The 24958-nt window shown below is 65.0% G+C and carries 24 protein-coding genes, 2 tRNA genes and 3 pseudogenes; 19 read left to right on the top strand and 10 right to left on the bottom strand.

Annotation, left to right across the window (positions count from 1 at the left end; translation table 11 throughout):
* Position 1 precedes the first annotated feature (1 nt).
* From ACODNG_RS13905 to ACODNG_RS13895, 3 genes are all read left to right on the top strand, one after another.
* Positions 2-74, top strand: a tRNA-Pro gene (locus tag ACODNG_RS13905).
* A 93-nt stretch (positions 75-167) separates the two neighbouring features.
* A complete protein-coding gene (locus ACODNG_RS13900; RefSeq protein ID WP_434521785.1) occupies positions 168-968 on the top strand; it encodes a DUF429 domain-containing protein in 801 nt (266 codons plus the stop codon).
* A 76-nt stretch (positions 969-1044) separates the two neighbouring features.
* Positions 1045-1746, top strand: a complete 702-nt coding sequence (locus ACODNG_RS13895) for a TVP38/TMEM64 family protein (RefSeq protein WP_434521784.1) — start codon at positions 1045-1047, stop codon at positions 1744-1746.
* Between the two features lie 25 nt (positions 1747-1771).
* On the opposite strand, the gene ACODNG_RS13890 is transcribed toward ACODNG_RS13895, so the two are convergent.
* Both ACODNG_RS13890 and ACODNG_RS13885 read right to left on the bottom strand, forming a co-directional pair.
* A complete protein-coding gene (locus ACODNG_RS13890; protein ID WP_434521783.1) occupies positions 1772-2194 on the bottom strand; it encodes a GtrA family protein in 423 nt (140 codons plus the stop codon).
* Positions 2194-3714, bottom strand: a complete 1521-nt coding sequence (locus tag ACODNG_RS13885) for a sulfatase-like hydrolase/transferase (RefSeq protein ID WP_434521782.1) — start codon at positions 3712-3714, stop codon at positions 2194-2196. Before ACODNG_RS13885 ends, ACODNG_RS13890 begins: the two co-directional genes overlap by 1 nt.
* A 157-nt stretch (positions 3715-3871) precedes the next feature.
* Here ACODNG_RS13885 and ACODNG_RS13880 point away from each other — a divergent pair.
* Positions 3872-4827 (top strand): annotated as a pseudogene (locus tag ACODNG_RS13880) (alpha/beta fold hydrolase).
* A gap of 123 nt (positions 4828-4950) precedes the next feature.
* Entirely contained in the window at positions 4951-5229 is a 279-nt protein-coding gene (locus ACODNG_RS13875) for a DUF7553 family protein (protein ID WP_434521781.1), read from the top strand.
* A 39-nt stretch (positions 5230-5268) separates the two neighbouring features.
* Here ACODNG_RS13875 and ACODNG_RS13870 read toward each other — a convergent pair whose 3' ends face one another.
* Positions 5269-5808: a hypothetical protein gene (locus ACODNG_RS13870; protein WP_434521780.1), complete on the bottom strand. Its 540-nt coding sequence runs from the start codon at positions 5806-5808 to the stop codon at positions 5269-5271.
* Positions 5809-5892: 84 nt separating this feature from the next.
* Here ACODNG_RS13870 and ACODNG_RS13865 point away from each other — a divergent pair.
* The 5 genes and pseudogenes from ACODNG_RS13865 to ACODNG_RS13845 all read left to right on the top strand — a co-directional run bounded on the left by ACODNG_RS13865 (position 5893) and on the right by ACODNG_RS13845 (position 12855).
* A tRNA-Val gene (locus ACODNG_RS13865) sits at positions 5893-5967 on the top strand.
* A 344-nt stretch (positions 5968-6311) separates the two neighbouring features.
* Positions 6312-7809 (top strand): annotated as a pseudogene (locus tag ACODNG_RS13860) (type I restriction-modification system subunit M).
* Positions 7802-9160 (top strand): restriction endonuclease subunit S, encoded by a 1359-nt coding sequence (locus ACODNG_RS13855; protein ID WP_434521779.1) that lies wholly within the window; start codon positions 7802-7804, stop codon positions 9158-9160. The pseudogene ACODNG_RS13860 and the gene ACODNG_RS13855 overlap by 8 nt, the downstream one beginning before the upstream one ends.
* On the top strand, positions 9153-12131 hold the full coding sequence (locus tag ACODNG_RS13850) for a type I restriction endonuclease subunit R (RefSeq protein ID WP_434521778.1): 2979 nt from the start codon (positions 9153-9155) through the stop codon (positions 12129-12131). Before ACODNG_RS13855 ends, ACODNG_RS13850 begins: the two co-directional genes overlap by 8 nt.
* Before the next feature lie 34 nt (positions 12132-12165).
* Positions 12166-12855: a M48 family metallopeptidase gene (locus tag ACODNG_RS13845; protein WP_434521777.1), complete on the top strand. Its 690-nt coding sequence runs from the start codon at positions 12166-12168 to the stop codon at positions 12853-12855.
* A gap of 94 nt (positions 12856-12949) precedes the next feature.
* Here the strand turns inward: ACODNG_RS13845 and ACODNG_RS13840 are convergent.
* Positions 12950-13361, bottom strand: a pseudogene (locus ACODNG_RS13840) (winged helix-turn-helix domain-containing protein).
* Positions 13362-13459: 98 nt separating this feature from the next.
* Between ACODNG_RS13840 and ACODNG_RS13835 the strand changes: the two are divergent.
* The 3 genes from ACODNG_RS13835 (at position 13460) to ACODNG_RS13825 (ending at position 15363) form a co-directional block, all read left to right on the top strand.
* Positions 13460-14080 carry a DUF7509 family protein gene (locus ACODNG_RS13835; protein WP_434521776.1) on the top strand — a complete coding sequence of 207 codons (621 nt, stop codon included), beginning with the start codon at positions 13460-13462 and terminating at the stop codon, positions 14078-14080.
* A gap of 68 nt (positions 14081-14148) precedes the next feature.
* Positions 14149-14283, top strand: a complete 135-nt coding sequence (locus tag ACODNG_RS13830; RefSeq protein ID WP_434521775.1) for a hypothetical protein — start codon at positions 14149-14151, stop codon at positions 14281-14283.
* Between the two features lie 240 nt (positions 14284-14523).
* Entirely contained in the window at positions 14524-15363 is an 840-nt protein-coding gene (locus ACODNG_RS13825) for an SDR family NAD(P)-dependent oxidoreductase (RefSeq protein WP_434521774.1), read from the top strand.
* A gap of 51 nt (positions 15364-15414) precedes the next feature.
* Here the strand turns inward: ACODNG_RS13825 and ACODNG_RS13820 are convergent, their stop codons facing one another.
* Together ACODNG_RS13820 and ACODNG_RS13815 are read right to left on the bottom strand one after the other, a co-directional pair.
* On the bottom strand, positions 15415-16155 hold the full coding sequence (locus ACODNG_RS13820; protein ID WP_434521773.1) for a competence/damage-inducible protein A: 741 nt from the start codon (positions 16153-16155) through the stop codon (positions 15415-15417).
* A 52-nt stretch (positions 16156-16207) separates the two neighbouring features.
* Entirely contained in the window at positions 16208-16573 is a 366-nt protein-coding gene (locus ACODNG_RS13815) for a cupin domain-containing protein (protein WP_434521772.1), read from the bottom strand.
* A gap of 141 nt (positions 16574-16714) precedes the next feature.
* Between ACODNG_RS13815 and ACODNG_RS13810 the strand changes: the two genes are divergently transcribed.
* From ACODNG_RS13810 to ACODNG_RS13790, 5 genes are all read left to right on the top strand, one after another.
* A complete protein-coding gene (locus ACODNG_RS13810; RefSeq protein WP_434521771.1) occupies positions 16715-17599 on the top strand; it encodes a DUF7260 family protein in 885 nt (294 codons plus the stop codon).
* Positions 17600-18197: 598 nt separating this feature from the next.
* Positions 18198-19226 (top strand): ring-cleaving dioxygenase, encoded by a 1029-nt coding sequence (locus ACODNG_RS13805; RefSeq protein WP_434521770.1) that lies wholly within the window; start codon positions 18198-18200, stop codon positions 19224-19226.
* A gap of 98 nt (positions 19227-19324) precedes the next feature.
* On the top strand, positions 19325-20185 hold the full coding sequence (locus tag ACODNG_RS13800) for a TatD family hydrolase (protein WP_434521769.1): 861 nt from the start codon (positions 19325-19327) through the stop codon (positions 20183-20185).
* 116 nt (positions 20186-20301) lie between these two features.
* Positions 20302-20883, top strand: coding sequence for a DUF2150 family protein (locus tag ACODNG_RS13795; protein ID WP_434521768.1), 582 nt, complete (start codon positions 20302-20304; stop codon positions 20881-20883).
* Positions 20884-20959: 76 nt separating this feature from the next.
* Positions 20960-21442: a DUF456 domain-containing protein gene (locus ACODNG_RS13790; RefSeq protein ID WP_434521767.1), complete on the top strand. Its 483-nt coding sequence runs from the start codon at positions 20960-20962 to the stop codon at positions 21440-21442.
* Positions 21443-21477: 35 nt separating this feature from the next.
* On the opposite strand, the gene ACODNG_RS13785 is transcribed toward ACODNG_RS13790, so the two are convergent.
* The 4 genes from ACODNG_RS13785 to ACODNG_RS13770 form a co-directional block, all read right to left on the bottom strand.
* On the bottom strand, positions 21478-22287 hold the full coding sequence (locus tag ACODNG_RS13785) for a DUF63 family protein (RefSeq protein WP_434521766.1): 810 nt from the start codon (positions 22285-22287) through the stop codon (positions 21478-21480).
* Positions 22287-22736, bottom strand: a complete 450-nt coding sequence (locus ACODNG_RS13780; RefSeq protein WP_434521765.1) for a universal stress protein — start codon at positions 22734-22736, stop codon at positions 22287-22289. The genes ACODNG_RS13785 and ACODNG_RS13780 overlap by 1 nt, the downstream gene beginning before the upstream one ends.
* Before the next feature lie 190 nt (positions 22737-22926).
* On the bottom strand, positions 22927-23847 hold the full coding sequence (locus ACODNG_RS13775; RefSeq protein WP_434521764.1) for a DNA adenine methylase: 921 nt from the start codon (positions 23845-23847) through the stop codon (positions 22927-22929).
* A gap of 104 nt (positions 23848-23951) precedes the next feature.
* Positions 23952-24251: a DUF7344 domain-containing protein gene (locus tag ACODNG_RS13770; protein ID WP_434521763.1), complete on the bottom strand. Its 300-nt coding sequence runs from the start codon at positions 24249-24251 to the stop codon at positions 23952-23954.
* Positions 24252-24587: 336 nt separating this feature from the next.
* Here ACODNG_RS13770 and ACODNG_RS13765 point away from each other — a divergent pair, with 336 nt between their 5' ends.
* A complete protein-coding gene (locus ACODNG_RS13765; protein WP_209544493.1) occupies positions 24588-24875 on the top strand; it encodes a hypothetical protein in 288 nt (95 codons plus the stop codon).
* Positions 24876-24958: the final 83 nt, after the last annotated feature.

The raw sequence follows: 24958 nt of genomic DNA, 5'->3' as shown, positions 1-24958 counted from the left end.
CGGGCCGGTGGGGTAGCTTGGTATCCTTCGGCCTTCGGGTGGCCGTAACCACGATTCAAATTCGTGCCGGCCCACTTCTCCCGCATCCGGTTTAAATCGACGAGCGACGGCGCTCGTTCGCCGGCCCACCGAACCGGTTGAGTGTCCAGAGCCGAAATCACTCTTTGATGCCAACTGACACCGTCGCGGGCGTCGACTGGGCGGGCGGCGCGTGGCTCGCGGTCGTGTTCGACGGCGACGGCGAACCGGAGCCCCGCCTCGAACGCGACCTCGAAACGTTGTGGAACGACGGCGTCGACCGAATGCTGGTCGACGTCCCGATCGGCCTCCCCGACGAGGCGGAGACGCTAGCGAAACGCGAGGCGGTCGACTCCGCCGCACGATCGGCTTCGGAGCGTCCGAGCAGCGTCTTTCCCGTCCCGTCGCGGGGCGCGTGCCAGGCGGCGATGGAAGGCGCGGACTACGAGGCGGTGAGCGAGCGGAACCGCACCGACCTCGATAAGGGGCTCAGCTGGCAGTCGTACCACATCGCGCCGGCGGTCGGCGAGGTCGACGCATTCCTCCGCGAGGACGAGGCGGCGCGCGAGAGCGTGCTGGAGGCGCACCCCGAGGTCTGCTTCCGCGGACTCAACGGCGGCCCGCTCGAACGCTCGAAGACCACGGCGTCGGGCGTCGGCGAGCGGCTGGACGCGCTCGACGGCCACCTCGCGGACCCGGACGCCGCGCTCGGGCGGATTTGTCGAGGGCCCGCGGACGCCGCGAGCGACGGCATCGGAACCGAGGCCGCCGCGAACGCCGCAGGCGAGGCGGATCCCACCGTTGACGACGCCGTCGACGCGTTGGGGCTGGCGGTCGTCGCCCGCCGTCCGGTCGACGACCTCCGGTTCCTGCCGGACGGGTCAGAATACCGTGACCGCGAGGGGATCCCGATGCGGATGGCGTACTGGAGCGCGGAGCCGCTGGCGTGAAACGTTTCCCTCTCGTCTCCGACGCAGTCCTCCCGTTGGTAAGGTTCAAGGTCCTCTGTCACCCGCTACGACACGAATGAAACTCTTCTCCTCGCGGGCGGACCGCCGGCGGGGCATCGCGGCCGCGGTCGGCGTCGCGGTCCTCGCGGTCGGACTCTACCTCCTCGTGACCCGCTACGCTGGCTTCATCACCAACGAGCAGGCCCTCCGGACGTGGCTCGACCAGTTCGGGATCTTCGCCCCGATCGTGTTCATCGGTATCCAAGCCCTCCAGGTTATCGTCGCCCCAATTCCGGGACAGGTCGTCGCCTTGGCCGCGGGCTTTCTCTTCGGTCCGCTCGCCGGGACCGTGTACAGCCTCACCGGCGTCCTCATCGGCAGCGCGGTCGCCTTCTCGCTGTCGAAGCGGTACGGTCGGTCCTTCGTCGAGAAGGTCATCCACCAGGACGTGATCGAGCGGTTCGACGACTTCGTCGACACCGTCGGGATCCCCGGGCTGTTCGCGTTCGTCATCATTCCCGGCCTCCCCGACGATGCCATCTGCTTCCTGAGCGGGCTCACCAAGTGGTCGCTCCCCACCTTCATCGGCGTCATCGCCGTCGGCCGGCTCCCGGCGTACGTGCTGACGGTGTACGCGGGCGGCGAGCTCGCGAGCGGGCGGTTCCTCTCCGCAATGGCGCTCGTTGCGCTCGTCGTCGTCGCGTCCGCCGTCGGCTACTACAAGCAGGAGGCGGTCCGCGACCTCGTCGAGCGGGTCGAGCCGCGGCTCCCGTTCTGAGGGACTCGAAACGGGAAGGAGGATATCAACCCCACGTCCACTGCCAGTCGAGGACGAACCGGTACAGCCCGCTGATGAGGATCGCGGGCACGTTCGCGACGAGCGCAACCATCCCGCCCCACTCGACGAGCGCGTAGAGCACGCCGATCTGTATCGGCCACGCGGTCCCGCGAACCAGGTTCGTCTTGAACAGTCCGCCGAGGTACTCGGACAGGCCAGTGTTCTGACTCGCCCGAAACGTCCACGCGTTGTTGAGGACGTACGAGAGGATGATCGTGATCTCGATGGCGATCGTCGCGGCGAGGAGGTAGTTCAGTCCGGCAACGTTGTCGAACAGCCACAACAGGCCCATCTGTATCGCCGCGGTGAGCGCGCCGACAACCACGAACCGGCGCATCTGGACCGCGAGCGGCCCGGTCATGAGGTTCCGCAGCGTCGCTCGGATCATCACTTGTACCCGAGCGCTTCGAGGCGAGCTTCGAGGTCCTCGTCGACCGCTTCGTCGCCGTCCTCGCCGCGCTCGGCGGCGGCCGCTTCCGCCGCCGCGCCGCGCTCGCGGAGCAGTTCCGCGTGGGTGTCGACGACCGGCTTCAACCGGTCGATAACGGCCTGTTCCCGCTCGTCGGGGTCGATCGCGAGGTTCTCCTGTTGGGTCGAGTCCGAGGGGCGGTGGTACAGCTCCCGTTCGCCGGCGTCGACGTTCTCGATGTACGTCCAGTCGTCGTCGCGCGCGCTGACGAACAGGTCACCGTCGGACAGAGACCGGGGGATCGGCTGTTGGGTCACGTCCTCGCCTCGGACGGTGACCGAGACGACGGGGTCCGCCGCCGGCTCCGTGTCGGGTTCGGGTGCGTCCTCCTCGCCGCGGAGCGCGGGCAGGAGCGAGTCGCCGTGCCACTCAGGCGCGGGGTCGACCCCGAGCAGGTCCGCGACCGTGGGCGGGATGTCGTCGAGACCCACGTGTCCGTCGACGCGGCCGCCGTCGAGTCCGGGTACGTCGGCCACGAACGGGACGTGGATCAGCTCGTCGTACAGCTTCGGATAGTGGGCGAGGTGGCCGTGTTCCTGGAACTCCTCGCCGTGGTCGCCTGCGAGGAGCACCGCAGTATCGTCGCGAACGCCCGCGGCGTCCAAGCTGTCGAGCAGCCGGCCGACGCTGGCGTCGACCTGTCGCACCGTCGCCTGGTACAGTGTCCGGAGCTCGCGGAGGGTCCGCTCGCCCACTTCGAGACCGAGGCTCGTCCGAGCGTGCGCGTGGAGCATCTGATGGGTGCCGACGATGCCGTCCGACACCTCGCGGATGTACCGCGGCGCGGGGACGTACGGGGTGTGGGTGTCCATGTAGTGGATCCACAGGAAGAACGGCTCGTCGGCGTCGTCGGCGAAGTCGGTCGCGGCGTCCTCGACGTCGAACATGCGCGAGGCGTCGAGGAACGGGCGGTCATCGCTGTCGCCGCGGAGCTTCGAGCCGAGTCGGCGGATCGGCGAGGTGGCGAGTTGGATCCACGCCTCGACGGTGGGGTGCGCGGCGAGGTACCGGCTGTACACGCTGGAGCCGACGCTGGTGACGAACGGCTCGAACTCGTCGAACCCGTCGGGGTACCCCCAGTGGTCGGTGAGGAACCCGTTCGCGGCGTTGAACCCGCCGGTCGCGACGCCGGCGTCGGAGAGCGTCTCCGCGAGGGTCACCGACTCGTCGACGCCGATATCGCCCGACCGGGCGAACACCGGCTCGGAGGCGAGGATCGAGGGGAACGAGAAGGGCGTCCAGTTGCCCGTCGCGAACGCCCGGTCGAAGACGGTCCCGCCGTCCGCGAGACCGTCGATCACCGGCGAGTGGCGCTCGGAATCGTAGGGGGAGACGGCGTCCGCGCGCAACGAGTCCACCGTAACGAGGACGACGTTCGAGACGGTCCCCTTCTCGTCCGGCGCGTCCGCGGCTGAAGGGGGCAACGAATCGGATGTCATAGGGTACGAAGCGAATCCCCGAGGAACGCGCGCTCGACGTGCGATCCGCCGGGAATCACGGATATACCCGGAACGCCGCTTGCCAGCGGCTTGAGGATTTCGATCAGCGAAGTCGCTCGCGGGTAGCTATTTGCCGGCTCCGCCCCACGGAAGTCGTATGAGCAAAACGCCGACGGGCCGGCACGTCGACGAGGAGGCCCTCTCGGAACCGATCTCCGACGACGAAATTCCGGGTCGATCCCCGCCGAGTCCCGAACGATCGAGACGAACGGCGTGACGCTCCACGTCGTCGAGGCCGGGCCTGAAGACGGGAAGCTCCTTGTTCTGCTTCATGGCTTCCCGGAGTTCTGGTACGGCTGGCACGAGGCGATCGCACCGCTCGCGAACGCGGGCTACCGCGTCGTCGTGCCGGACCAGCGGGGCTACAACTGCTCCGAGAAGCCGCCGGCCGTGCGCGACTACCGGATCGGCGAACTCGCCCGCGACGTCGTCGGCCTGATCGACGCCTACGGCCGCGAGAGGGCGGCCGTCGCCGGCCACGACTGGGGTGCCGCGGTGGCGTGGTGGCTCGCGCTCCACTGGGCGGACCGGGTCTCGGAGTTGGTCGCGGTCAACGTCCCGCACCCGACCGTCTTCGAGCGCGCGCTCCGCACCTCGTGGGACCAGCGGCTCAAGAGCTGGTACATGCTCGCGTTCCAGATTCCCAAACTCCCCGAGGCGGTCGCGAGCGCGGGGAACTGGCGGCTGGCGACGAACGCGTTACGCGACACGAGTGCGCCCGGTACCTTCACCGACGAGGACCTGCGGCGGTACCGGCGGGCGTGGGACCGCGACGGCGCCTTCGAGGCGATGGTGAACTGGTACCGAGCGATCGTCCGCGACCGCCCCGAACCGGCCCGGACGGAGGTGACCGTCCCGACGCTCGTGATCTGGGGCGCGCAGGACCGGTTCCTCGCGCGCCGGTTGGCCCACGAGAGCGTCGAGCGCTGCGCCGACGGCCGCCTGCTCACGATCGACGAGGCGACCCACTGGGTCGTCCACGAACACCCGCACCGCGTCGCCGAGGCGATCGCCGACCACGCCGATCCGCTGCCGCCCGGCGCGCGGGAGTGAGGCGCAGACGCCCCGGAGCGACTCGGTCGTCGAGTCCGCGAGCACCCCGTCGGCGGCCGCGCCGAATACTGTCCCCTATCTGTCGCCACAAAGGTTATATCTGCCCTCGGACAAGGGACAGATATGAGTAAGCACTTCGAAGACGCACGGTACTACCTCGGTCGAGCGGCGGAACACGCGAAGGCGGGCGTGGTAGAGGAGCTGGAGCCGGTCGAGGACCGCGTGAAGGAGCTCGTCGGCCGCGAGGACGAGGAGCCGGAACCGGAGCCGTCGCGGCTGGACAAGCTTCAGGCGGACCTGAAACGGCTCGAAGAGCGCGCCGAGGGCGAGGCGCGCGAGGCGGTCGCGTCCGCCCGGAAGCGCGTCACCGAGTACCGCGGCTGCGACGCCGCCGAGGAGTAGATTCCCGCGACGAAGCGGCCAGGGGAATCGGCCGACTGACTATCCGATCGGCGCGTCCGCCGACGGCCCTTCCGTTCCGGACGCGTCGATTCCGATCCGATCTTCCGCGGGCACCACCGCGTACTCGATATCCGACTCCTCGAACAGCGACCGCGCCCGCTCGATACCGGCCTGCGCGTCGACGTCTTCCGCCCGGTAGTGACGGATCGGGTGTCGGATCCACGACGGCTCCCAGTGGGCGTACACGTCGGTCGTCGAGCGGTCGGGACCGGCGTACAGCGCGAGGTGGAGCTGGTGGTCGCTCGTGAGCGCGCCCTCCGGGTACCGCACCCAGCTCGCCACCGTCGTCTCCGGGGGCGTCCCGTACGCTCGGTATTTGAGCGAGGAGACGAGGTTGCGGACGAATCCGAGTCGGTGGAGCTGCGCCTCGACGACCGGGTACGGCTCGCGGAGCGTGAACGCGTACTGCTCGCGGGGGGTCTTCCGCTCGGCGTAGAGACCGACGAGCGACAGCGGCGCGTGGAGGAGGCTCGCGACGCCCTGCCGGAGGCGTTCGAGGAAGCGGAGTTCGTGGGTCACGGCGGGGGAATCCGTTCGGCTTCGGGATGAAGCTTCGGCGTAAGGTAACTCTTAAGTCCGGAGGTCGGATACCTCCGAGTGCGCGGGTTGGTGGTCTAGTCAGGTTATGACGGCTCCTTCACACGGAGCAGGCCGGCGGTTCGAATCCGCCCCAACCCACTTCTGGCGGCACACTGCGACGAACGAGCGACGCGAGTGAGGAGCCGTGCCGCCAGAATGGCTGCCGCGGATTCGAGCCCAGAGGACGAGCGGAGCGAAGTCCTCGCGGTTCGAATCCGCCCCAACCCATACGTTCTCTGACGACTTACGAAGGAGACAACCCCCACGCCGTCATGCGATTTGGGGGTAAATCTACTTCCGGTCATAGTCGGTCGGCGTGTTCGGGTCCGTCACGTACAGCGATTACGATAAAGTAGAATCGCGCGTCAGGTAAGTTTGGTGGCGAGGGTCGTCGGCTCAAGCTTACCGCAGAACATATCACACTTCCCCCGGACGAGATTAGTATGCCAATCTCTCTAGAGGACCTCGAACCGCATCTCTTCAAATGCGCCGATATTATTCGAGACGCCGTCGACCCGACTGACTACAAGGAATTCATTCTCCCGCTCGTTTACTACAAGTCGATCTCCGACGAGTTCGAGAAGCAGTATGCCGAGAATCTCGACGAGTACGGCGAGGACTTCGCCCGCCGGAAGGACCTCTACGAGATCCCCGTCGTTCCCGAGGGCTACCTGTGGGACGACATCAGGGCCGTCAGCGATAACGTCGACCAAGAGCTGAACGAGGCGTTCGACGCGCTAACTGAGGCAAACCCCGAACTAACGGGCGTGTTCCGCGCCGATTACATCGACGCTGACGCGCTCGACGATGACCGGCTCGGGCGGCTGGTCGAACATCTCACGAAGTACGATCTCGACCGCGACAGCGTCCCCCGGATATGCTCGGGGAGGCGTACATGGACTTGGTTCGTCACTTCGCGGAGGAGGAAGGCAAGTCCGGCGGGCAGTTCTTCACGCCCCCGCACATCGTCAATCTCTGCGTGCGTCTCGTCGACGAGTTCGAGGACGGAATGACGTTCCACGACCCGACAGTTGGCTCGGGTGGGATGCTCATCGAGGCCGCACGGTATTACCGCGAGGAGCAGGACGGCGACCCGACGAAACTCACGTTCACCGGGCAGGAGATCAACCCGGACATTGCTGCGATTGCGAAGATGAATCTCTCCATTCACGGACTCGATGGAGAGATCGAGCGTGAGGACTCACTTTCGAATCCGAGGTTCACAAACACGGACAGCGAACTCGAACGGTTCGACCGTGTTCTCGCAAACTTCCCCTTCTCAGCAGATTGGACAAAAGACGAACTACAGGACGACCCCTACAATCGGTTCAACTGGCATGAGAAGCTCCCCGAGCGGATCGCGGCGACTACGCCTTCATTCAGCACATCGCGAAGCAATTGAAGCGTCCCGAGAAGGACGACGAAGGTGGGAAGGCGGCTATCGTCATCCCTCACGGCGTTCTATTTCGGAAGCACGAGAGTCGGTATCGGAAGTATATGTTAGAGAACGACATGGTGGAGGCGATTGTCGGCCTTCCCGAGAACCTATTCCAGAATAATTCGATTCCGTCGGCTGTTCTCGTGTTGAATACCGATAAGCCCGCGGAGCGGGAGGGTGAGGTTCAGTTCATCCACGCTGCTGATGAGGACTTTTACGAAGAGTTGTCGAACCAGAACGAACTGACGGAGGCCGGGCTTGATCATATCATTGAGAACTTCCGTGACTGGACAACTGAGAAGCGGGTGAGCCGGACTGTGTCGTTGGAGGAGATTCAGGAGAATAATTATAACCTCAACATCGCCTTATACGTCGATACTACCGAGCCTGAAGAGGATATAGATGTCAAAGAAGAGCTGACGAAGTTGAGAGAGTTACAGGCAGAACGCGACGATCTTGAGGCTACTATGAGTCAGCACATGGAGGAGTTAAATTATGAGTGAAGATGCGAGCTTGAATGATTTCACAGATGCTGCTGAAGTGGAAGAGACACACAAAGGCTGTGAGAAGGAATTATTCGGACTAGGCAAGATACCAACAGACTGGTCGATTGAGCCACTCTCTGATATAGCAACAATCGTTCAGGGAAACTCACCACCCTCATCAACTTATAATGATAAAGAGGAAGGTATCCCATTTTTTCAGGGTAACTCCGAGTTTGGACACTTCCATCCCGTGGCCGATACATGGTGTTCGGAGCCGAAGAAAGAGGCTGAGAAAAATAACATATTGATTAGTGTTCGCGCTCCGGTTGGTGATTTAAATATAGCTGACAGGAACTGCTGTATAGGACGTGGACTTGCGGCCCTACAACCGGGGAGTATCAATGGATTATATCTCTACTATAATCTTACGGAGCGAAGATCGTGGCTCTCTCGTCTTTCTACTGGGAGTACATTCAAATCTATTACAAAAGGAGATCTACAGTTACTCAATGTTCCAGTACCACCGCTCCGCGAACAACGCAAAGTTGCTACTATACTCTACACAATTGACCAAGGGATTGAGAAGAGTAAGAAAATTGAGGCACAGCTTGACCAGACTCAAAAAGGCCTAATTCAAGATTTCCTAACGCGCGGACTACAAGAATCAGAAACAGTAAAAACTGGAACTAAACTCGGAGAGATCCCGTCTCACTGGGAAGTTGTGGCAATTGAGGACATCCTTTCAGACGAAGAATACTCGTTTACTGATGGCGCGCGGTATTCGCTTTCGTCAGATGAAATTCAAGAGAGTGGTGACGCTCGCGCGATCTTGTTGGAAGAGGTTAGAGAGGGTGAATTCAATGACTCTAGCCCTAAGTTCGCAACTGAAGAAAAGTATAATGAGATAACCCACCGAGCGATTTATTCAGGTGAGGTCGTCGTTGCCAAAATGGCAGAACCAGTCGTCCGAGCGTGTATTGTGCCGGATACCTATGAGAAATATCTACTTGGCTGTGCCGACGTCGTTCGAATTGTTCCGAATGATGAAATAGAAGACCGGTTCCTGATGTATTGTATGAATTCGCACAAGGTTTGGCGGCAAGCTGTTGCTCATTTGCGAGGGACGGGCCGCAGTCGAATCAATCTTGAAAACATCTCTGAATTATACATTCCAAAACCCCCTCTCTCCGAGCAACGGGATATGGTTTCTATACTTACAGGGATAGATCAGCAGATCGAGAATGAACAGGAGTACCGAAATAATCTTCAGCGTCTCAAACGCGGCCTCCAACAGGATCTTCTCTCCGGAACAGTCAGAACAACCGACACTAACATAGAGGTGCCCGACGAAATCGCCCAACATGGTTAGCGTCCCCAACGAAGGCGGCGTCGAACGCTCCCTCCTCTCGTGGCTCGACGCCGTCGGTTGGGAGACACACGGACAAGACGGAAGTCGGGGCGCAAACGTTCTTGACGGGGAGTACGACCGCCAGAGCAACGAGGTCATCTACTGGGATCTCCTCAGGGAGCAAGTAATCGAGATCAACGAGGAGATCAACGAGGAAAACGCCGACCGATTCCTCAACTCACTCCGTCGCGACCTTGACTACGAGAACCTACTGGAAGGAAACCAGAACTTCCACGAACTACTCACCACAGGCAAGAGCTTCGGCGTGGAGAACGCCAGCGGCGGAACCGACACGGTCTACGTTGATCTGATTGAGTTCGACCCGGACAGCTTCTTAGAATCTAATCGGTTTCATGCGGTCAATCAGTTCTCCGTCTCACGGGGGACGACGATCCGCCCGGACGTGACCCTGTTCGTCAACGGGATTCCGCTCGTCACGATGGAGCTGAAGAGCGTCGCGCAGGACAACGACTACTACGACGCTATCAGCGACCTCCATGGGTACGAGGACGATGTCCCCCGGCTGTTCATCCCCGGACTGTTCAACGTCGCCGCCGACACCATGGAGTTCCGCTACGGCTCCGTGGGTGCGCCCGAGGAGTTCTACGAACTGTGGAACGAGGCCCCCGAACAGTACGCCGACGATGACAACCAGATGAAGCAAGCGGTCCAAGCCCTGTGTAATCCCGCGACCCTTATCGACGTCCTCAAGAACTTCGTTTTCTTCGAGAAGCGGCCCGGCGGCGACGCCAAGATCATCCCGCGATACACGCAGTACTACGCCGTTAACAGAATCCTCGACAGAGTCCGTGAAGGGGTCCACGACCGAGGACTCATCTGGCACACCCAAGGGTCCGGCAAGTCGTTCACCATGCTCTATGCGGCCGAGAATTTGCTCTCACGGAGCGAGGTGGTCCGCAACCCGCAGGTCTTCATCATCGTCGATACGGACAAGCTCAACAGCCAAATGCGGGACCAGCTTGCGAATCTCTCGCTGGGCCAATGGACGGAAGCCGAGTCCATCGAGCACCTCGAAACGCTGATCGAGGAAGGGAGCAGCCAACTCGTTCTCACGACGATTCAGAAGTTCCAGGACGTCGACCCGGACACCCAAGGCAGCGACGAGGTCATCGTCATGTCCGACGAGGCCCACCGCTTCATGGAGGCCGACCTCGGAAGCCGTCTCAAGGCCGCCCTTCCCGACGACTTTTCGCACTTCGGTTTCACCGGGACTCCCGTTCGAGAAGGTGAGAAGAAGGAGGACCGGAATACGTTCGACGAGTTCAGTCCCGAGGGAGAGGAGTACCTCCATCGCTACTCGGTCAAACAAGGGATCGAAGACGGCCTCATTCTCCCGGTCTACTTCACCCTCCGCCACGAGATGGAGTGGGAGGTTTCTGAGGACGCCATCGACGAGGAGTTCGAACACGAGTTCCGCGGCATGACACCTGAGGAGAAACGAGAGTTCATCAGCGATACCGTCACCAGCCGGACCATGGCCGAACTCGAACCTCGGGTTGATCGGGCCGTTGAGGAAATTGACGAGCATTACAGCGATAAGGTCGCCCCCAACGGCTGGAAGGGAATGGTCGTTACTCCGAGCCGGCGGTCGGCTGCCATGTACGGGAAGCGACTGAGAGAACGTCGGGGAGAGGATGCCGTCGAGGTTCTCTACACGTCTACCAACGACGATCCCGAACTCATCCGAGAGTTCCACACGGACCCGGAAGAGCGGGACAGCATCGTTGAGCGGTTCAAGGAACGCGACGAAGAGCCAAGTCTACTCGTCGTCCACAATATGCTGTTGACGGGCTTCGACGCACCAATTCTGAAGACGATGTATCTCGACCGGAATCTCAAAGATCACAACCTCCTCCAGGCTATCGCTCGAACGAACCGCCCGGCGGATGGCAAACAGAACGGGGAGATCGTCGACTTCCAAGGCGTCTTCGAGAACATCGACGATGCGCTCGATTACGACGCTGAGACGAGAGAGTACGCCGCCCGCGACGAGGAAGAACTGTTCGAGGATCTCGTCAACCAGTTGGAGGCAGTCATGGACATTTTCGATGGGATTCCGAAAGATGACTCTCAGGAGGCTACCAACGCCGCCGTCTCTCGGGTCAGTACACACCCTGAACGGCGGGAGTTCAAACAGGGATTCCGCCGGCTCCAGAATCTCTATGAGTCCGTCGCGCCCGATGGACGTCTAATTAGCGAAGGAATTCAGGACCGATACAAATGGTTGAGTCGGATACAGGTGGCCTTTGAGCGGACGACCGCCGGAAAAGAAGCCCCTGAAGACGATATGCGAGAGAAGACACGAGAGATTCTCAACGAGAACGTAGATGTCGGTGAGATTCGTGACGACTTTCCCACCTACAAGCTCGGTGAGGAGTATCTCGAAGACGCGGAACAACTCGATAACCCGGGCGTCAAGGCGTCACAGGTCGCCCACGCAACGCGGGAACATCTCCATCCGCGGGAGAACCAGAACCCCCGCTACAAGCGCCTGAGTGAGCGCGTTACCGACATCGTGGAGCGATGGCAGGGAGGCAACATCGAGGATCCCGAAGCAGTTGCGGCGCTGAAGTCAGTCGAAGAGGAGGTGCTGGAAGTCGAGAGAGAGGCCGAAGACGAGGAGATGGAAGCCGCAGAGTTCGCGATCTACACCCATCTGACCGAGGAGACACCCAACGCTATCGAGTCCGAAGAGCAAGCCAAGGTAGTGGCCGAAGAGATCGTCTCGCAGTTCCAAGAACGCGTTGATCGAGACTATCACGGCTGGAAGACGAACAAAAAGACCATCTCTGAGATAGAACACATCTTGCTTGACGTTCTCGTTGTCGAGTATGATCTCGGCCACCTAATCCAGGATAGTGACGACTTCGTTGATTCTGTTCGAAACTACCTCATCCAGAACGATGGCTAAGTCCCACCCGTCCAACCGTCGGACAATCGAGTTGTTGGGGAACGACATCGAGTTCGAGGTGCGGCAGAGTTCGGAGGCGACGAAGCCGCGCATCGACGTGGATATCCACGGTGTGACCGTTATCATACCGAACTCGGTAGCTGTCCAACCCGCCGAGATACTCCGGGAGAACGCCGCGTGGGTTGTCGAGAAGCAACGCGGCTTCGAGCAGTACCGGGAGGAGATTCCCGACCGGACCTTTGAGGCAGGTGAGATGTTTCCGCTTCTCGGGACAGAGCGGGAACTGGTTATCGAACCGGCACGCAGCCACTCGATTACCGATACATCGATCCGACTCAGGAAGAGTACAGTCGAACAGTCCACGGTCAAACAAGTGCTGGAAAACGTCTACCGACGAGAGGCCCGCGACCACTTCGCTGAGCGGGCTGACCACTACGCCGAGCAGATGGGTGTCGAGTACGAGAAGATAGAGATTCGTAATCAGCGGACGAAGTGGGGGAGCTGTTCGACGACCGGAACGATCAGTCTCAACTGGCGGCTGATGATGGCCCCACCGGAGGTAGTGGACTACGTCGTCGTTCACGAACTCGCTCATCTCCGAGAGAAGAACCACGACAACGAGTTCTGGTCGCTCGTCGCGGAGTACGACCCAGCGTACGAAACACACGCGGAGTGGTTAAACGAGAACAGCGCACGCCTGATCTTCACCGAAGACGACCTCTGATAACCGAAGACGACCTCTGATAACGGCGCGTATCCGTTAACGGATTTACTGAGAGAGAGAGGACGAGGGGGTCCACGGCGTCAGCCGTCTCTCACTACTCGGTCGAACTGTCGTACAACGCTTCGAAGTCGTTCTCGCCGCGGATCAGTTCGTCGACACCGCTCGTGAGCGTTACCTCGCCGAACACCGTCGCTCGGTAGTACGTGTAGAGACCGTCCGCTTCTCGCTCAGCGCGTTGCCGTTTCTCGACGAGGCCGACATCGACGAGTTTGTTGAGGTGGTAGTGGAGGGTGCTGTCGTCGACCTCGATCGCCTCCGCCAGCTCCTTGGGACTCATGTCGCCGCCGTGGACGAGCCGATAGAGGATCTCGTATCTGGTGCGGTGCCCGACCGCCGCGTGCGATCGCCAAGTACTCGTCAAGGCTGAGGACGCTGTCTTCCGGCAGCAGGTCTTCGGGGTCCTCCGGGAGGGCTGCGTCGGCGGGCTGCGGGTGATTCGTCGCCATCGTGGTGTCCCGTACGAGGGAAAGACGCTTAGTCTTTCTCAAGCCGAACTCTCTCAAAAACACCAGTTTTTAAATACTAACGACGGTCGTGACTTCTCATGGCCGTGGATATCACCCGGGACCTCATCGCTGAGCGGGTAGGTCACGTGGCGTACGACCGGTTCCTCTTCTACCTGATGGGTCCGTACAAATCGTTCAATCTCAACTACGTGCTCGACGAGGACGAGCGAGACGCGATCGACGTGGCCGATCTCCCCGGGCCGCTCCGACGGTTGTTCCGTAGCGAAGACGAGATCGACGCGGCACAGGCGCTCTTGCGACGGGTACAGGGCGCACTTCGCGTGGATCCCGGCGTGAACGCGTTTCTCGCCGTTGACGTTGACGTGGACACCGACGACGTGGACGCCGCGACGCAGAGTATCGAGTACACGCGATGTAGCAACGCGACGGCGTTCGTTCTCCCGTTTCTCGGGCATAACTTCGGCGTCGGAGAAGAGGCCGGAAGCATTCTCGAAGCGCTTTCGGAAACTCACGGCGACCGGCTGATATTCGTTCACGAGGACGACGTGACGAGCGCGATGATACGATCCGCCCGGGTGCGATGGGACTTGCGCGTAGCAACGTACGAGACCGAGTCAGAGCTAATTTCGAAACTTCGGCTGTTCTCCGGCGGAATCATCCATCGCGAGCGTCGAGGAGATATCGACCAGTTGGGGTAGTTTGACTCCCTGTTGTTGCGGTCGATGACGACGACGGACTGGTCGAGTCAGTGCCGACGCGCGATCGGGTGCCCGCACGAGCGGGCGAACTGGGACTCGACGAGGGGGACGCGACCTCACGGCTGAGTCGGCTGGCGACGCTGGAGGTTGTCGACCTCGACGACGGCTACGTCCACCCGGACGACAACTTCTCGCGGTACTGAAGGCCGTTCCCGAACACCGCGGCGGCAGCGGTAGTATGCCCGCGGTCGAGCGACGTGACTCGCGCACGGCGACATCCGTGGAGACGGACGCGGGGGCCCCTCGGTAGGAGAGCGCCTCTGGACTCCGAAGCGAGAGGACTCCCTCCGTCTCGGTGTCGTCCTTCGAGAGAACCGGCTCATCGCTGCGTCGCCGGCACCTGAAGAGTTTTGACCCGACGCGTCGACCGACGAAGGGATACTATGGACGGAATCGCCGGCAAGACGGCGCTGGTTACGGGGGCCGGATCGGGGATCGGTCGGGCCTCGGCGCTGCGCTTCGCCGAGGAGGGCGCGAACGTCGTTGTCGCGGACATCGCGGTGACCGAGGGGAAAGAGACTGTGGAGCTGATCGAGGAGGCGGGCGGCGAGGCGACCTTCGTCGAGGTCGACGTCTCGGACACCGAGTCGGTCGAGCGCATGGTCGACGCCGCGGTCGAGACGTACGGAAGTCTGGAGTTCGCGCACAACAACGCCGGGATCCTGACCGATTTCGTCGACGTGACGGGGATCAGCGAGGCGAGGTGGAACCGGATCATCGACGTCAACCTGAAAGGCGTCTGGGCGTGTCTGAAGGCCGAACTTCCGGTGATGAAATCGCAGGGGGGCGGCGCGATCGTCAACACCGCGTCGGAGGCCGGGCTGGTCGGAATGCCGGGTCTCTCCAGCTACTCGGCGAGCAAACACGGCGTCGTCGGCCTGACGAAGTCGGTCGCGCTCGAACACGCCGAGCGCGGGATCCGGGTCAACGCGGTCGCGCCCGGGCCGACGAAGACGAACATCCAGTCCGGGCTGCTCGGCGGCGGTCCCGCGGGCGCGACCCCGTCACTCCGAGATCGCCTCCGGACCGCGATCCGGCTGGTCCGGACCGCGGTTCGGACGATCCGCGCCGACTACGATACCTCGGCCATGCGCGACGTGCCGATGGGACGAATCGCCGACCCCGAAGAGATCGCCGGCGCGGTCGCGTTCCTCTGCTCGTCGGACGCCTCCTACATCACGGGCCACACCATCCCCGTCGACGGCGGTCAAGCGGCGGACTGATCGGAGTTCCGAGTTTCGGTCTTTGTGCGGGGGTACCGATTCGAGCGGGCGTTACCAGTCCCGCGAAACGGGCGTCTCGCTGGCGTTCGCGTTCTCCAGCAGCCACGTCGCGGCCGCGTCGAGCGCCCCATCGTCGGTCGCGGTCACCTTCAGGCGGTTGTGGTCGGCCTCGTGGTCCGGGTAACAGCCGACGACGACGTCGAACCGGTCCATCGCCGTCTCCAAGACGTCGATGATGTTCGACTCCGGCTCGACCGTGTAGAGGAACCGCGAGCGCCGGTCGCCTGCGAACTCGTCGGCGACCGTCTCGAACGTCGCCTTCAGCTCGTCCGGAATGCCCGGCATGACGTACACGCCCTCGATCACGCAGCCCGGCGCGAGCCCGACCTCGGTCACCAGCGGGCGGCTCCCCGCGGGGACCGCTGCCTCCGCCTCGACGTCGACGTCGAACTCGCGGTCGGGGACCTGCTCGCGGATCGCGGCCAGCCGCCGCTCGACCGACTCGCGCGTGAGGTCGGTGGCGACCATCTCGCGGTCGAACGCGTCCGCGACGGCTTCCATCGTCACGTCGTCCGGAGTGCTGCCGATCCCGCCCGTGACGATCACGGCGTCGAAGTCGGCGGCGTACTCCCGGACCCGCGCCGTGATCTCGGCTCTGTCGTCCGGGATCGAAAGGATCCGCCCCACGGCGACGCCGCGCTCGCTCAGCTCGGCGGCGAGCCAGTTCGCGTTCGTGTTCACCGTATCGCCCGAGAGCAGTTCGTCCCCGACCGTGATCAGCGCGACCTCCATCGAACCGCCGTACGGTCGGCCGACGGATGTACGTTTCCCGTCTCGGAAAGCGTCAGTCCAGCCGCGCTAACTCGGTCACGGTCTCGTCGGTCTCGACATCCCCCGTGTTGCGCGTCTCGCTCGGCTCGAACAGCAGGATGTCGGCCTCCGGCTCCGCGACGGGCCGGTGTTCCATTCCGCGCGGGACGATCGCGAACTCGCCTTCCTCCAACACCGCGTCCGCCTCCTCGCGGAACTCGATCCGGAGCCGCCCGGCGTGAACGAGGAACAGCTCGTCGGCGTCCGCGTGGCTGTGCCAGACGAACTCGCCGTCTCCCTTCGCGAGCTTGACCGCCTGTCCGTTGAGTTCGCCCGCGAGCCGCGGGGACCACGTCTCCTCGAACGAGTCGAACGCCTCGGCGAGCGCCACCTTCTCCATACCGGCTGTCGGCGACGGAGCCGTAAAGTCGCTGTCTACCGCGTTCGTGATATATATCGCTCCGGAGCGGTCCGGACGCCTCGGCCGCCCGCGATACCTCTCATATAAGCGTTTACGAGGGGTGTCGACGTGCGGCGACGTATGGCAGCGACTCACGCGGACGGTGGGAGCGATTCGATCCGGGCGGCGCGAGCGGAACTCCGGGTCGAGCGGCGTCGGGTCGTGGACGAGCGGGAGGCGTTCCGGGCGTTCCGCGGCCGCGTGTCGTCGATCCCGGACGAGAGCGCGAACGCCGGTCCGTCGGACCCCGCGGCGTCTGACGGATTCGCCGGCGTGGGCGGCGCGATGAGCGGTGCGGTGGGAGGCGGGATGGGTGGCCGGGGCGACGCGACCGCCGCTCCCGGTTCCCGGCTGGTCGCGGTTCGGGACGCGTATCAGGCCACGGTGATGTCGGTTCCGCACTACGAGGCGGAGTACGACGACACCTACGAGCGGAGCGTCGCCGAGGAGTTCGGTCCGGAGCTCGCGTACGCGCTCACCCGAACGAACTGCTTCCACGAGGAGTACAAACACTCCCTGTTGAGCGCCGCCGAGACCGCAGTTCAGGAGCGCGAGGCGTTCCTCGACGCGCTGGAGTCGGAGATCGAATCGGTCGAGTGCGCGGAGTCCCGCCTCGAACCGATCCGGACGGAGATCGAGGCGATCGACGCGGAGCTCGGCGACGGAAAGTCCGGTGACGACGAGGCGGAAGGCGAACGCCGCACGCCCACCTTCGGCGCGCTCGACGCCTGCCGGACCCGGACTGCGGCGCTCCGGGAGGACTGCGACCGGATCGCGGCCCGCCGCCAGCGCGTACTCGCGGACCACGAGCGGCGGCTCGCGCTCGGCGACGAGATCGACCTGCCGGAGTACTGTTACCAGACGCTCGAGGTCACGTATCCGGTCCTCGCAGCCGTCGGCGCGGTCGGCGACCAAATCGAGGGGCTCCGGGAGCGGATCGAGCGAGCGATGGCGCGGGCTCGCTGATCCGTCGGTTCGTCTCGCGGAAAATTCGCGAGCGGACGCGTTCCGGTCCAGTTGCGGTCGATACGGAGAAGCGACGATATTTATAAGCGAAGCCGGTCCAGCGGTGAATCATCCGAAGCCTCAGCCGCTCATTTATATACAAACGACAGTGGATCCGCGACGAACACCTCCAAAGCCCCAGCCGCGAGGCGGGCGCACGCTCGTTGCGCTCCTCGGTCGCTCGCGTTGCTCGCTCCCTGCGGTGCTTACGTCGCCTGCGTCCGCCTCGCGGCTGCCCCTTTGAGTCCCGCCCGACCGCGACCGCACCGCAGCCTCACTCCTCCCCAGCCTCACTCCTCCCCAGCCTCACTCCTCCCCAGCCTCGCCGCTCGCTCCCTCCGGTCGCTCGCGGCGTCCCTCGCGCGTGCTGTCTCGCGGCCGCCGAGGGGGGCCGCTCGCAGGCACGCGCCACCGCAGTTTGTTTATAAATAACGTCGCTGCCGCTCATGCTTGTTTATAAATCGTATCGCACGCAGTGGCGTGTGTCGCCGACGCACCTCCGATCCGGTAACACCCGTGTCCGCGCCGATTCAAGTCCCTCCGGGTCGTACCCGGTAGCATGACCGACGAATCCGAGAACGCTGACGCCGGAACCGAGGACGGCCCGACACCCACCCCCGGGATCCACCACGTGACCTGCGTCGCGGGCGACCCGCAGCGGAACCTCGACTTCTGGGTCGAGACGCTCGGTCTCCGGCTCGTGAAACGCTCCATCAACCAGGACGACCCCGGCACGTACCACTTCTTCTACGGCGACGCCGAGGGGAACCCCGGGACCAGCATGACCTTCTTCCCGTGGACGGACCTGCCAGAGGGCGAGGTCGGCGCAGGCCAGGTCTCCCGCACCGCGTTCCGCGTGCCCGAGGGGAGCCTCGACTACTGGGAAGAGCGGTTCGACGAGCGCGGCGTCGACTACGACGCCCGCGAGGAGCGCTTCGGCGAGACGGTCCTCCCCTTCCGCGACCCCGACGGACTCCCCGTCGAACTGGTCGCGGTCGAGATTCCGGACGACGACCCGACGACCGCGTGGACCGCGTTCGTCCCCGAGTCGGCCGCGATCCGCGGTTTCCACTCCGTGACGCTGTGGCTCGACGACGCCGAGCGCACCGAGCAGCTCCTCCGGACGATGGGGCTGACGGAGACCGACGCCGAGGCGGACGCCGCGACCGGAGAGGACCGCACCCGCTTCGCCGCGAGCGGTCCCGTGGGCAAGTACGTCGACGTCGTCGAGACGGACCGGCAGGGGAGTTCGGGGCGCGGCACGGTCCACCACGTCGCGTTCCAGACGCCGACCGACGGCGACCAGTCCGCGATGCGCGACGCGGTGGCCTCGATGGGGCTGCGACCGACCCAGCAGATCGACCGCCACTGGTTCCGTTCGGTCTACTTCCGGGAGTTCGCGGGCGTCCTCTTCGAGCTCGCCACCGCCGACCCCGGGTACGCGAGCGACGAGCCGCTCGACGAACTCGGCGAGCGCCTGGTGTTGCCCGGGCAGTTCGAGGACCGCCGCAACGAGATCGAGTCCGGTCTCGCCGACGTGACGATCCCTCGATCCGACGCGGAGTTCGCGACAAATCGGGCGGACTGAACCGCGAACCGCGCGAACGGCGTCTCGGCGCGGGTGCCGAGCGAAGGGTTCCCGCCGCAGACCGATCCTTCTAATCACGCGCGGCCGAACCGTCTCGCATGACCGAGGACCTCGGCACGCCCGTGCTGGATAACCACCTCCACCTTGACCCGCGACACGGTCGCGGGATCGAGGCCGTCGAGGAGTTCGTCCGGCTCGGCGGCACCCACCTGCTCGTGGTGAACAAGCCCTCGTGGCTGCTCGGCGTTGAGCCGGACGAGCCGGCCGACTTCCGGGCCGTCTTCGAGGAGACGCTGGAGACCGTCGCGGCCGCGACGGAGGCGCTTCCGGGGCGCGCGTGGCCCGTCCTCGGGGTCCACCCCGGACTGATCAGCCGGCTCGTCGACGAGCGCGACTTCTCGCCCGAGGCGGCCCGCGACCTCATGCGCGGCGGGCTGGAAGTGGCGAGCGAGTACGTCGCCGACGGCGACGCGCTCGCGCTGAAGTCCGGACGGCCCCACTACGACGTGACCGACGCGGTCTGGGAGGCGTCCAACGCGGTCACGCGGCGCGCGTTCGAGCTGGGCGCCGAGGTCGACTGCGCGGTCCAGCTCCACACGGAGGCCACCGAGGACCTGACCGACCTAGCTGCGGTCGCGGAGGAGGCGGGTCTCGACCCCTCGCGCGTCGTCAAACACTACGCCGCGGGCGAGCTGGCGGGGGTCACCCCGAGCGTGATGAGCGACAAGGACCGGCTGGAGCGCGCCGCGGAGGCGGGCGAGCCGTTCCTGATGGAGACGGACTTCGTCGACGACCCGGACCGCCCGGGGATGGTGTTGGGACCGAAGACCGTCCCGCGGCGGGTGCGCTGGCTGCTGGAGGAGGGGTACGACGAGGCGGTCCGGCGCGCGCACGTCGAGACGCCCCGAGACGTGTACGGAATCGACACCGAGGCGACGCTGGAGCGGTCGGAGCCGTAACCCGAACGCGGGACGGAAGCGCCGATCCCCGAATTCGGGATTCACGCGGGTGAGACGCGGTCTCGGGCGGCGATCGATAGGAAAGGCATTTGAGTAGTCCGGGCGACGTACGGGACATGACCGACGACGACGCCGTCGAAACGTTCTATACCGACGAACGCTGGCAGAACTGGCTCGACAGGCTGGCCGAAGAGGATCTCGACCCCGAAAACGAGGACTCCGCGCGCCTCCTCTTGAACCTCCAAGACGACGCGGCGATCGCCGTGGTGAAGGTGCTCGCCGCGTTCGACGAGGACCGCATCGACGAGGACCGCGCCGTCGAGGAGATCCACGACATCCGCGACATCGTCCTCAACGACGTCGAGTTCGACGACGAAGATAAGGCGATGCTGATCGACGGCGTCCAGACCTCGCTCGTCCCCGTCTTCTACGCGGCCGAGGAGTACGTCGTCGGTGGCGTCGTCGACGGCGACGTGAGCGAGTTCGTGCGCGCGGCCGCCGAGGCCGAGGAGGGCGACGACCTCGACGCCGCGCTCGGCTACGTCGTTCAGGCCGGCACGCGCGTCATCGACGGCGAGGCGCTCGACATCGAACTCGTCGAGGACCTGGAGTACGGGCTGGTCTCCGAGTGGGTCAACGGACTCGACTCCCTCCAGTCGGCCATCGAGGACCCGGAAGTCGTCGAGGAAGAGGACTGAGCGCGACCCTCAGACCGGTTCGGGCTGAACGCCGTTCGAGACGCCGTTTTTTGACCCTCCGCGGCGTGAACTCCCCATGGCGTTTCCCACGGCCGAACTGGCGATCACGCTGCTCGTCGTCTGGACGGCCAGTTCGTTCGTCCCTCTCGTGCCGAGCGGCGTCCTCGCGGCACTGACCGTCGTCGGCTACGCGTACACCACCGGCTTCGCGGAGCCGTCGCTCGCCGTCCTGACCGCGCTCGTTCTCGTCTCGCTTTTGGCCTCCGCCGCGGAGCTGGTGTCGGGGATGGTCTCCGGGCGGCTCGGCGGCGCGTCGACCCGATCGGTCGTTGCCGGCACGCTAGCGGGGATCGTACTGCTGATCCCGCTCGGCCCGATCGGTCTCGTCGTCGGGCTCGGCGGGACCGTCTTCCTCGCCGCTCTCTACGAGGACGGCGACGAGCCGCGCGTCGCCGCGCGCCGCGCGGCGTACGCGGTGGTCGGCGCGCTCGCCAGCGCGTTCGTTCAGGCGGTCATGCTCGCCGGCGTCGCAGTCGCGTTCGCGATCGCCGTGCTCTGACGCCGACGGCCGGTCTGCGAGGCCGAACTCCGACCTCACGCCGCCACGGAGAACAGGAGCAGGTTGTGCGCGGCCGGACCGAGACCCATCGCCGCGACGAACCCGAGGAGGAGATACCCCTCCGCCGGCGTCTCGCGGACGTACGCCGCGAAGAGCCAGACGACGGCGGTCGCGACCGCGAGCTTCACGAGCAGGAACAGCCACCCCTCGCCCAGCACCGGTACCGGCGGAATCGGGCCGAGTTCCAGGAGGATCCGCGAGACGGGGGTCCGCTCGCCGAAGCCGAGCTGGGTCGTCCCGACGGCGGTGGAGACGCCGTCGAGCGCGTGGCCGAACACCGCGAGCGTGCCGACGCTCCCGGTGACCGCGGCCTCGGGGCGGAAACGCGTCAGACCGACCCAGGCGGCGCCGGCGATCGGAGCGGTGAGCGCGAGCGCGACCGCCGACCACCGCGCGCCGTCGGGGGAGATCCCGGTCCCGACCGCGACCGCGACGACGGGAACGAGGAGGAGCGCGCCGGCGGCCGCGAGGGTCGTCGCGACGCGGTCGGGGCGGACCGCGTCGGCGGCGAGCCACGCCGCGCCCGCCAGCGATCCGACCGTGAGGTAGACCGTCGGCGAGCCGGCGAGCGGGGAGAGCAGGGGTGGAAGCGCGTCGACGACGTAGAGGACGTGGGCTGCGGAGCCAAGCGCCATCCACGGGGCGAGCGCGAGCACGCGCCGGGCGGTGACCTCCGGCCGTCGGCGGCGGAGCGCACCGACGACCCCGCCGGCCGCGAGCAGGACGACGAGGAGGTACGGCGCGGGCGGCAGCGTCGTGCCCGCGGGGAGGAGGCCGCCGACCATCAGACGGACAACACGGGCTGGCTCGCGTACAGGAGGACGTACTCCGCGGCCTTCCCGAGCACCTCGCCGGGGTTTCCGGAGACCGGCTCGCGCGGGACGACGATGAAGTCGGACTCCAGCTCCTCGGCGGTGTCGAGGACGACGCTTCCGGGGTGGACGGTCTTGACCGACGTGGAGAAGCCGTACGCGATGGAGTTGCTGTGGGTCACACCGGCGGCCTCCGCGCGGCGGGCGACGGAGTCGGTGAACGCCTCGGAGTCGTCGGCCACGTCGCTCTCGTCGACCACGCCGTGATCGATGGCGCGGACGACCTCCTCGTCGAGCACGTACAACGCGTGGACGCCCGCGTCGTACTCCGCCGCGAGCGCGATGGAGTAATCGACCGCCTCGTGTGACTCCTCGCTGCCGTCGACGGCGGCGAGGACGAGGTCGATGTCGAGATCGGTCATACCCGACCCGTCGGCGGGGGAGGTCAAAAAGCCCGCCCCAACGCCGCGGTCCGACGGGCGGAATCCGGTGACCGCGACCACGGTCCGACGGCCGGAACCCTGCGACCGCGACCACGGTCCGACGGGCGTCACCGGTCGGGAACCGTCGACCGCGGTGTGACGGGACCCACCGGTCGCCACCGGCGGCGCGTCAGAACCGGGACAGCTCTCGCTGGCCCCCCTCTCGGCGCTCTGCCGGGGGACGTTGGTCGCGACGATCTCCATCGACCGCGTCACGGTTGCCAGCGTCGCTGTTGATCGCCCGCGTCGCGTCCTCACGGTCGACGCGGAACCCTGCCTCGGCGTACGCGTCGTACATCACGCCGCTGTTCGAGAGGACGACCCACACCCCGGCGTCGTCGAGTTCGCCGGCGACGTCGAGCAGGCGCCGCTGGTCCTCCCGGTCGAACCCGGACGCGCTGTACTCGTTGAAGTTCGCGGTCGCGCTCATCGGCTCGTAGGGCGGGTCAAAGTAGACGAGATCGCCCGGCTCCGCGGCGTCGAGGACGTAGGCGAAGTCCTCGTTGCGAATCTCGGCGTCGGCGAGCAGGTCGCTCGCGCGCCGGATCCGGTCGCGCTGGACCCAGTCGGGATCGGCGTACCGGCCGACCGGGACGTTGAACCCGCCGTCGGCGTTCTCGCGGTAGAGACCGTTGTAGCAGGTGCGGTTGAGGTACAAGAGGAGCGCGGCCTCCTCCAGCGGGTCGAACTCGCCCTCGTACGGGCGGCGGTTGAACCGCGCGCGCTGCTGGTAGTAGTAGGCGTCGACGGTCCGGCCGCGAGCGGTCTCCTCGGCGTACGGGAGGCTCGGATCCGGGTCGCTCTCGGGGTCGTCGAACTCAGCGAGCCTGGCGATCAGCTCGTCGGGGCGGTCGCGGACCTGCTCGTAGAAGTTCACGAGCCGCGGGTTCGCATCGTTGACCGTCGCGCGGGCGGGTTCCAGATCGAAGAAGACGGCGCCGCCGCCGACGAACGGCTCGTGGTACCAACCGAACTCGGGCGGGAACCGAGCGTACAGCTCGTCGAGCAGCTGCCGCTTCCCGCCGGCCCACTTCAGGATCGGCTCGGCCATCGCTGTCGGGTGTCGCCCGCGCCCGGGGATAAACGTCCCGGGCCGCGACCGCCGCTGCGCTTCCGCCCGTCTCCGGGCCGACGACTGCCCGTGCGGCCGCCCGGTCAGTCGTCGGCCGACTCCGACTCCGGCAGCGGGAGGTCGTCGACGTGGGCCGCAGCCTCCTCGAAGTTGGGGCCTGGCTCGATGGTGCCGGCCTCCCGGTCCCACTCGATGTAGCCGGCCTCCTCGAGGGCCGGGAGGTGCGTTTCGCGGAGCTCGGCCGCGATCTCCTCGGCCCGCCCGCGAACGCGCAGATCCGCGACCGCCTCGACGGTGCCGTCCGCGAGACCGGCGACCACGCGCCTGCGCTCCGGCGCCGCGACGGCAACCGCTGGATCGGTGGTGCGAGTGTCGAGTGTCATCGTGTGTCTATCCGTAACTACGGGAAGTATCGAAGCGAAATAAAAGCACCGGCGAACGAGAGCGGCGCCCGTGCTCGTCGACGACCGAACGCGGAGTCGAGACGCGACCGCGACAGCCACGTCCGCCCTCCGAAAACCCCGGGAACCGGAGGCGATCGGTGCCACGCTCGACGTAAGTCACAGAATTATGAGAAGTATACCAACGAGTACCATGGTAGGCCTTACACCCCATTAACAACCGTTTTAGAACCTCTGATAGATAGTGGTGTGGTACCAATTCTCAGAACCTATTTGAGAAGTGAAAGGTTTTAGTCGTCGGAGTTCGTACGGAGTAGTATGTACCAAGGCTCCATCACCTCGGCCGAGCAGCACCGACCCGTCGGCTCCGAGTCGCCGCCTGCCGGCCGCTCGCCGCTGGGGACGCTCCTGTACCTAGCGCTCGTCGTCGTTCCGTTCGTCGCGTTCGCGTACCCCGTGGCCACCGTCGCGCTGTTGACCGGCACCGTCGCGCTCGCCGTCCTCTCGCGGTCCGTCCTGCGGACCCTGCGACGACGCAGCGGTCGGGTCCAGACACTCACGCTCCCCGGACTGGGAACCGTCGAGTACCGCATCACGACGAACTAACCGCGCGAGTATCCGGTCTCCGGCCGGAACGTCGCCGAACCGCTCTCCGAAAAAGATCCGTTCTTCCGACGACGACGCGGCAA

Source organism: Halorubrum sp. AS12, from assembly GCF_051122765.1.
Lineage (GTDB): Archaea > Halobacteriota > Halobacteria > Halobacteriales > Haloferacaceae > Halorubrum > Halorubrum trapanicum.
Note: the sequence above shows the minus strand (reverse complement) of the source record. Positions and strands in the feature narration are given on the sequence as shown.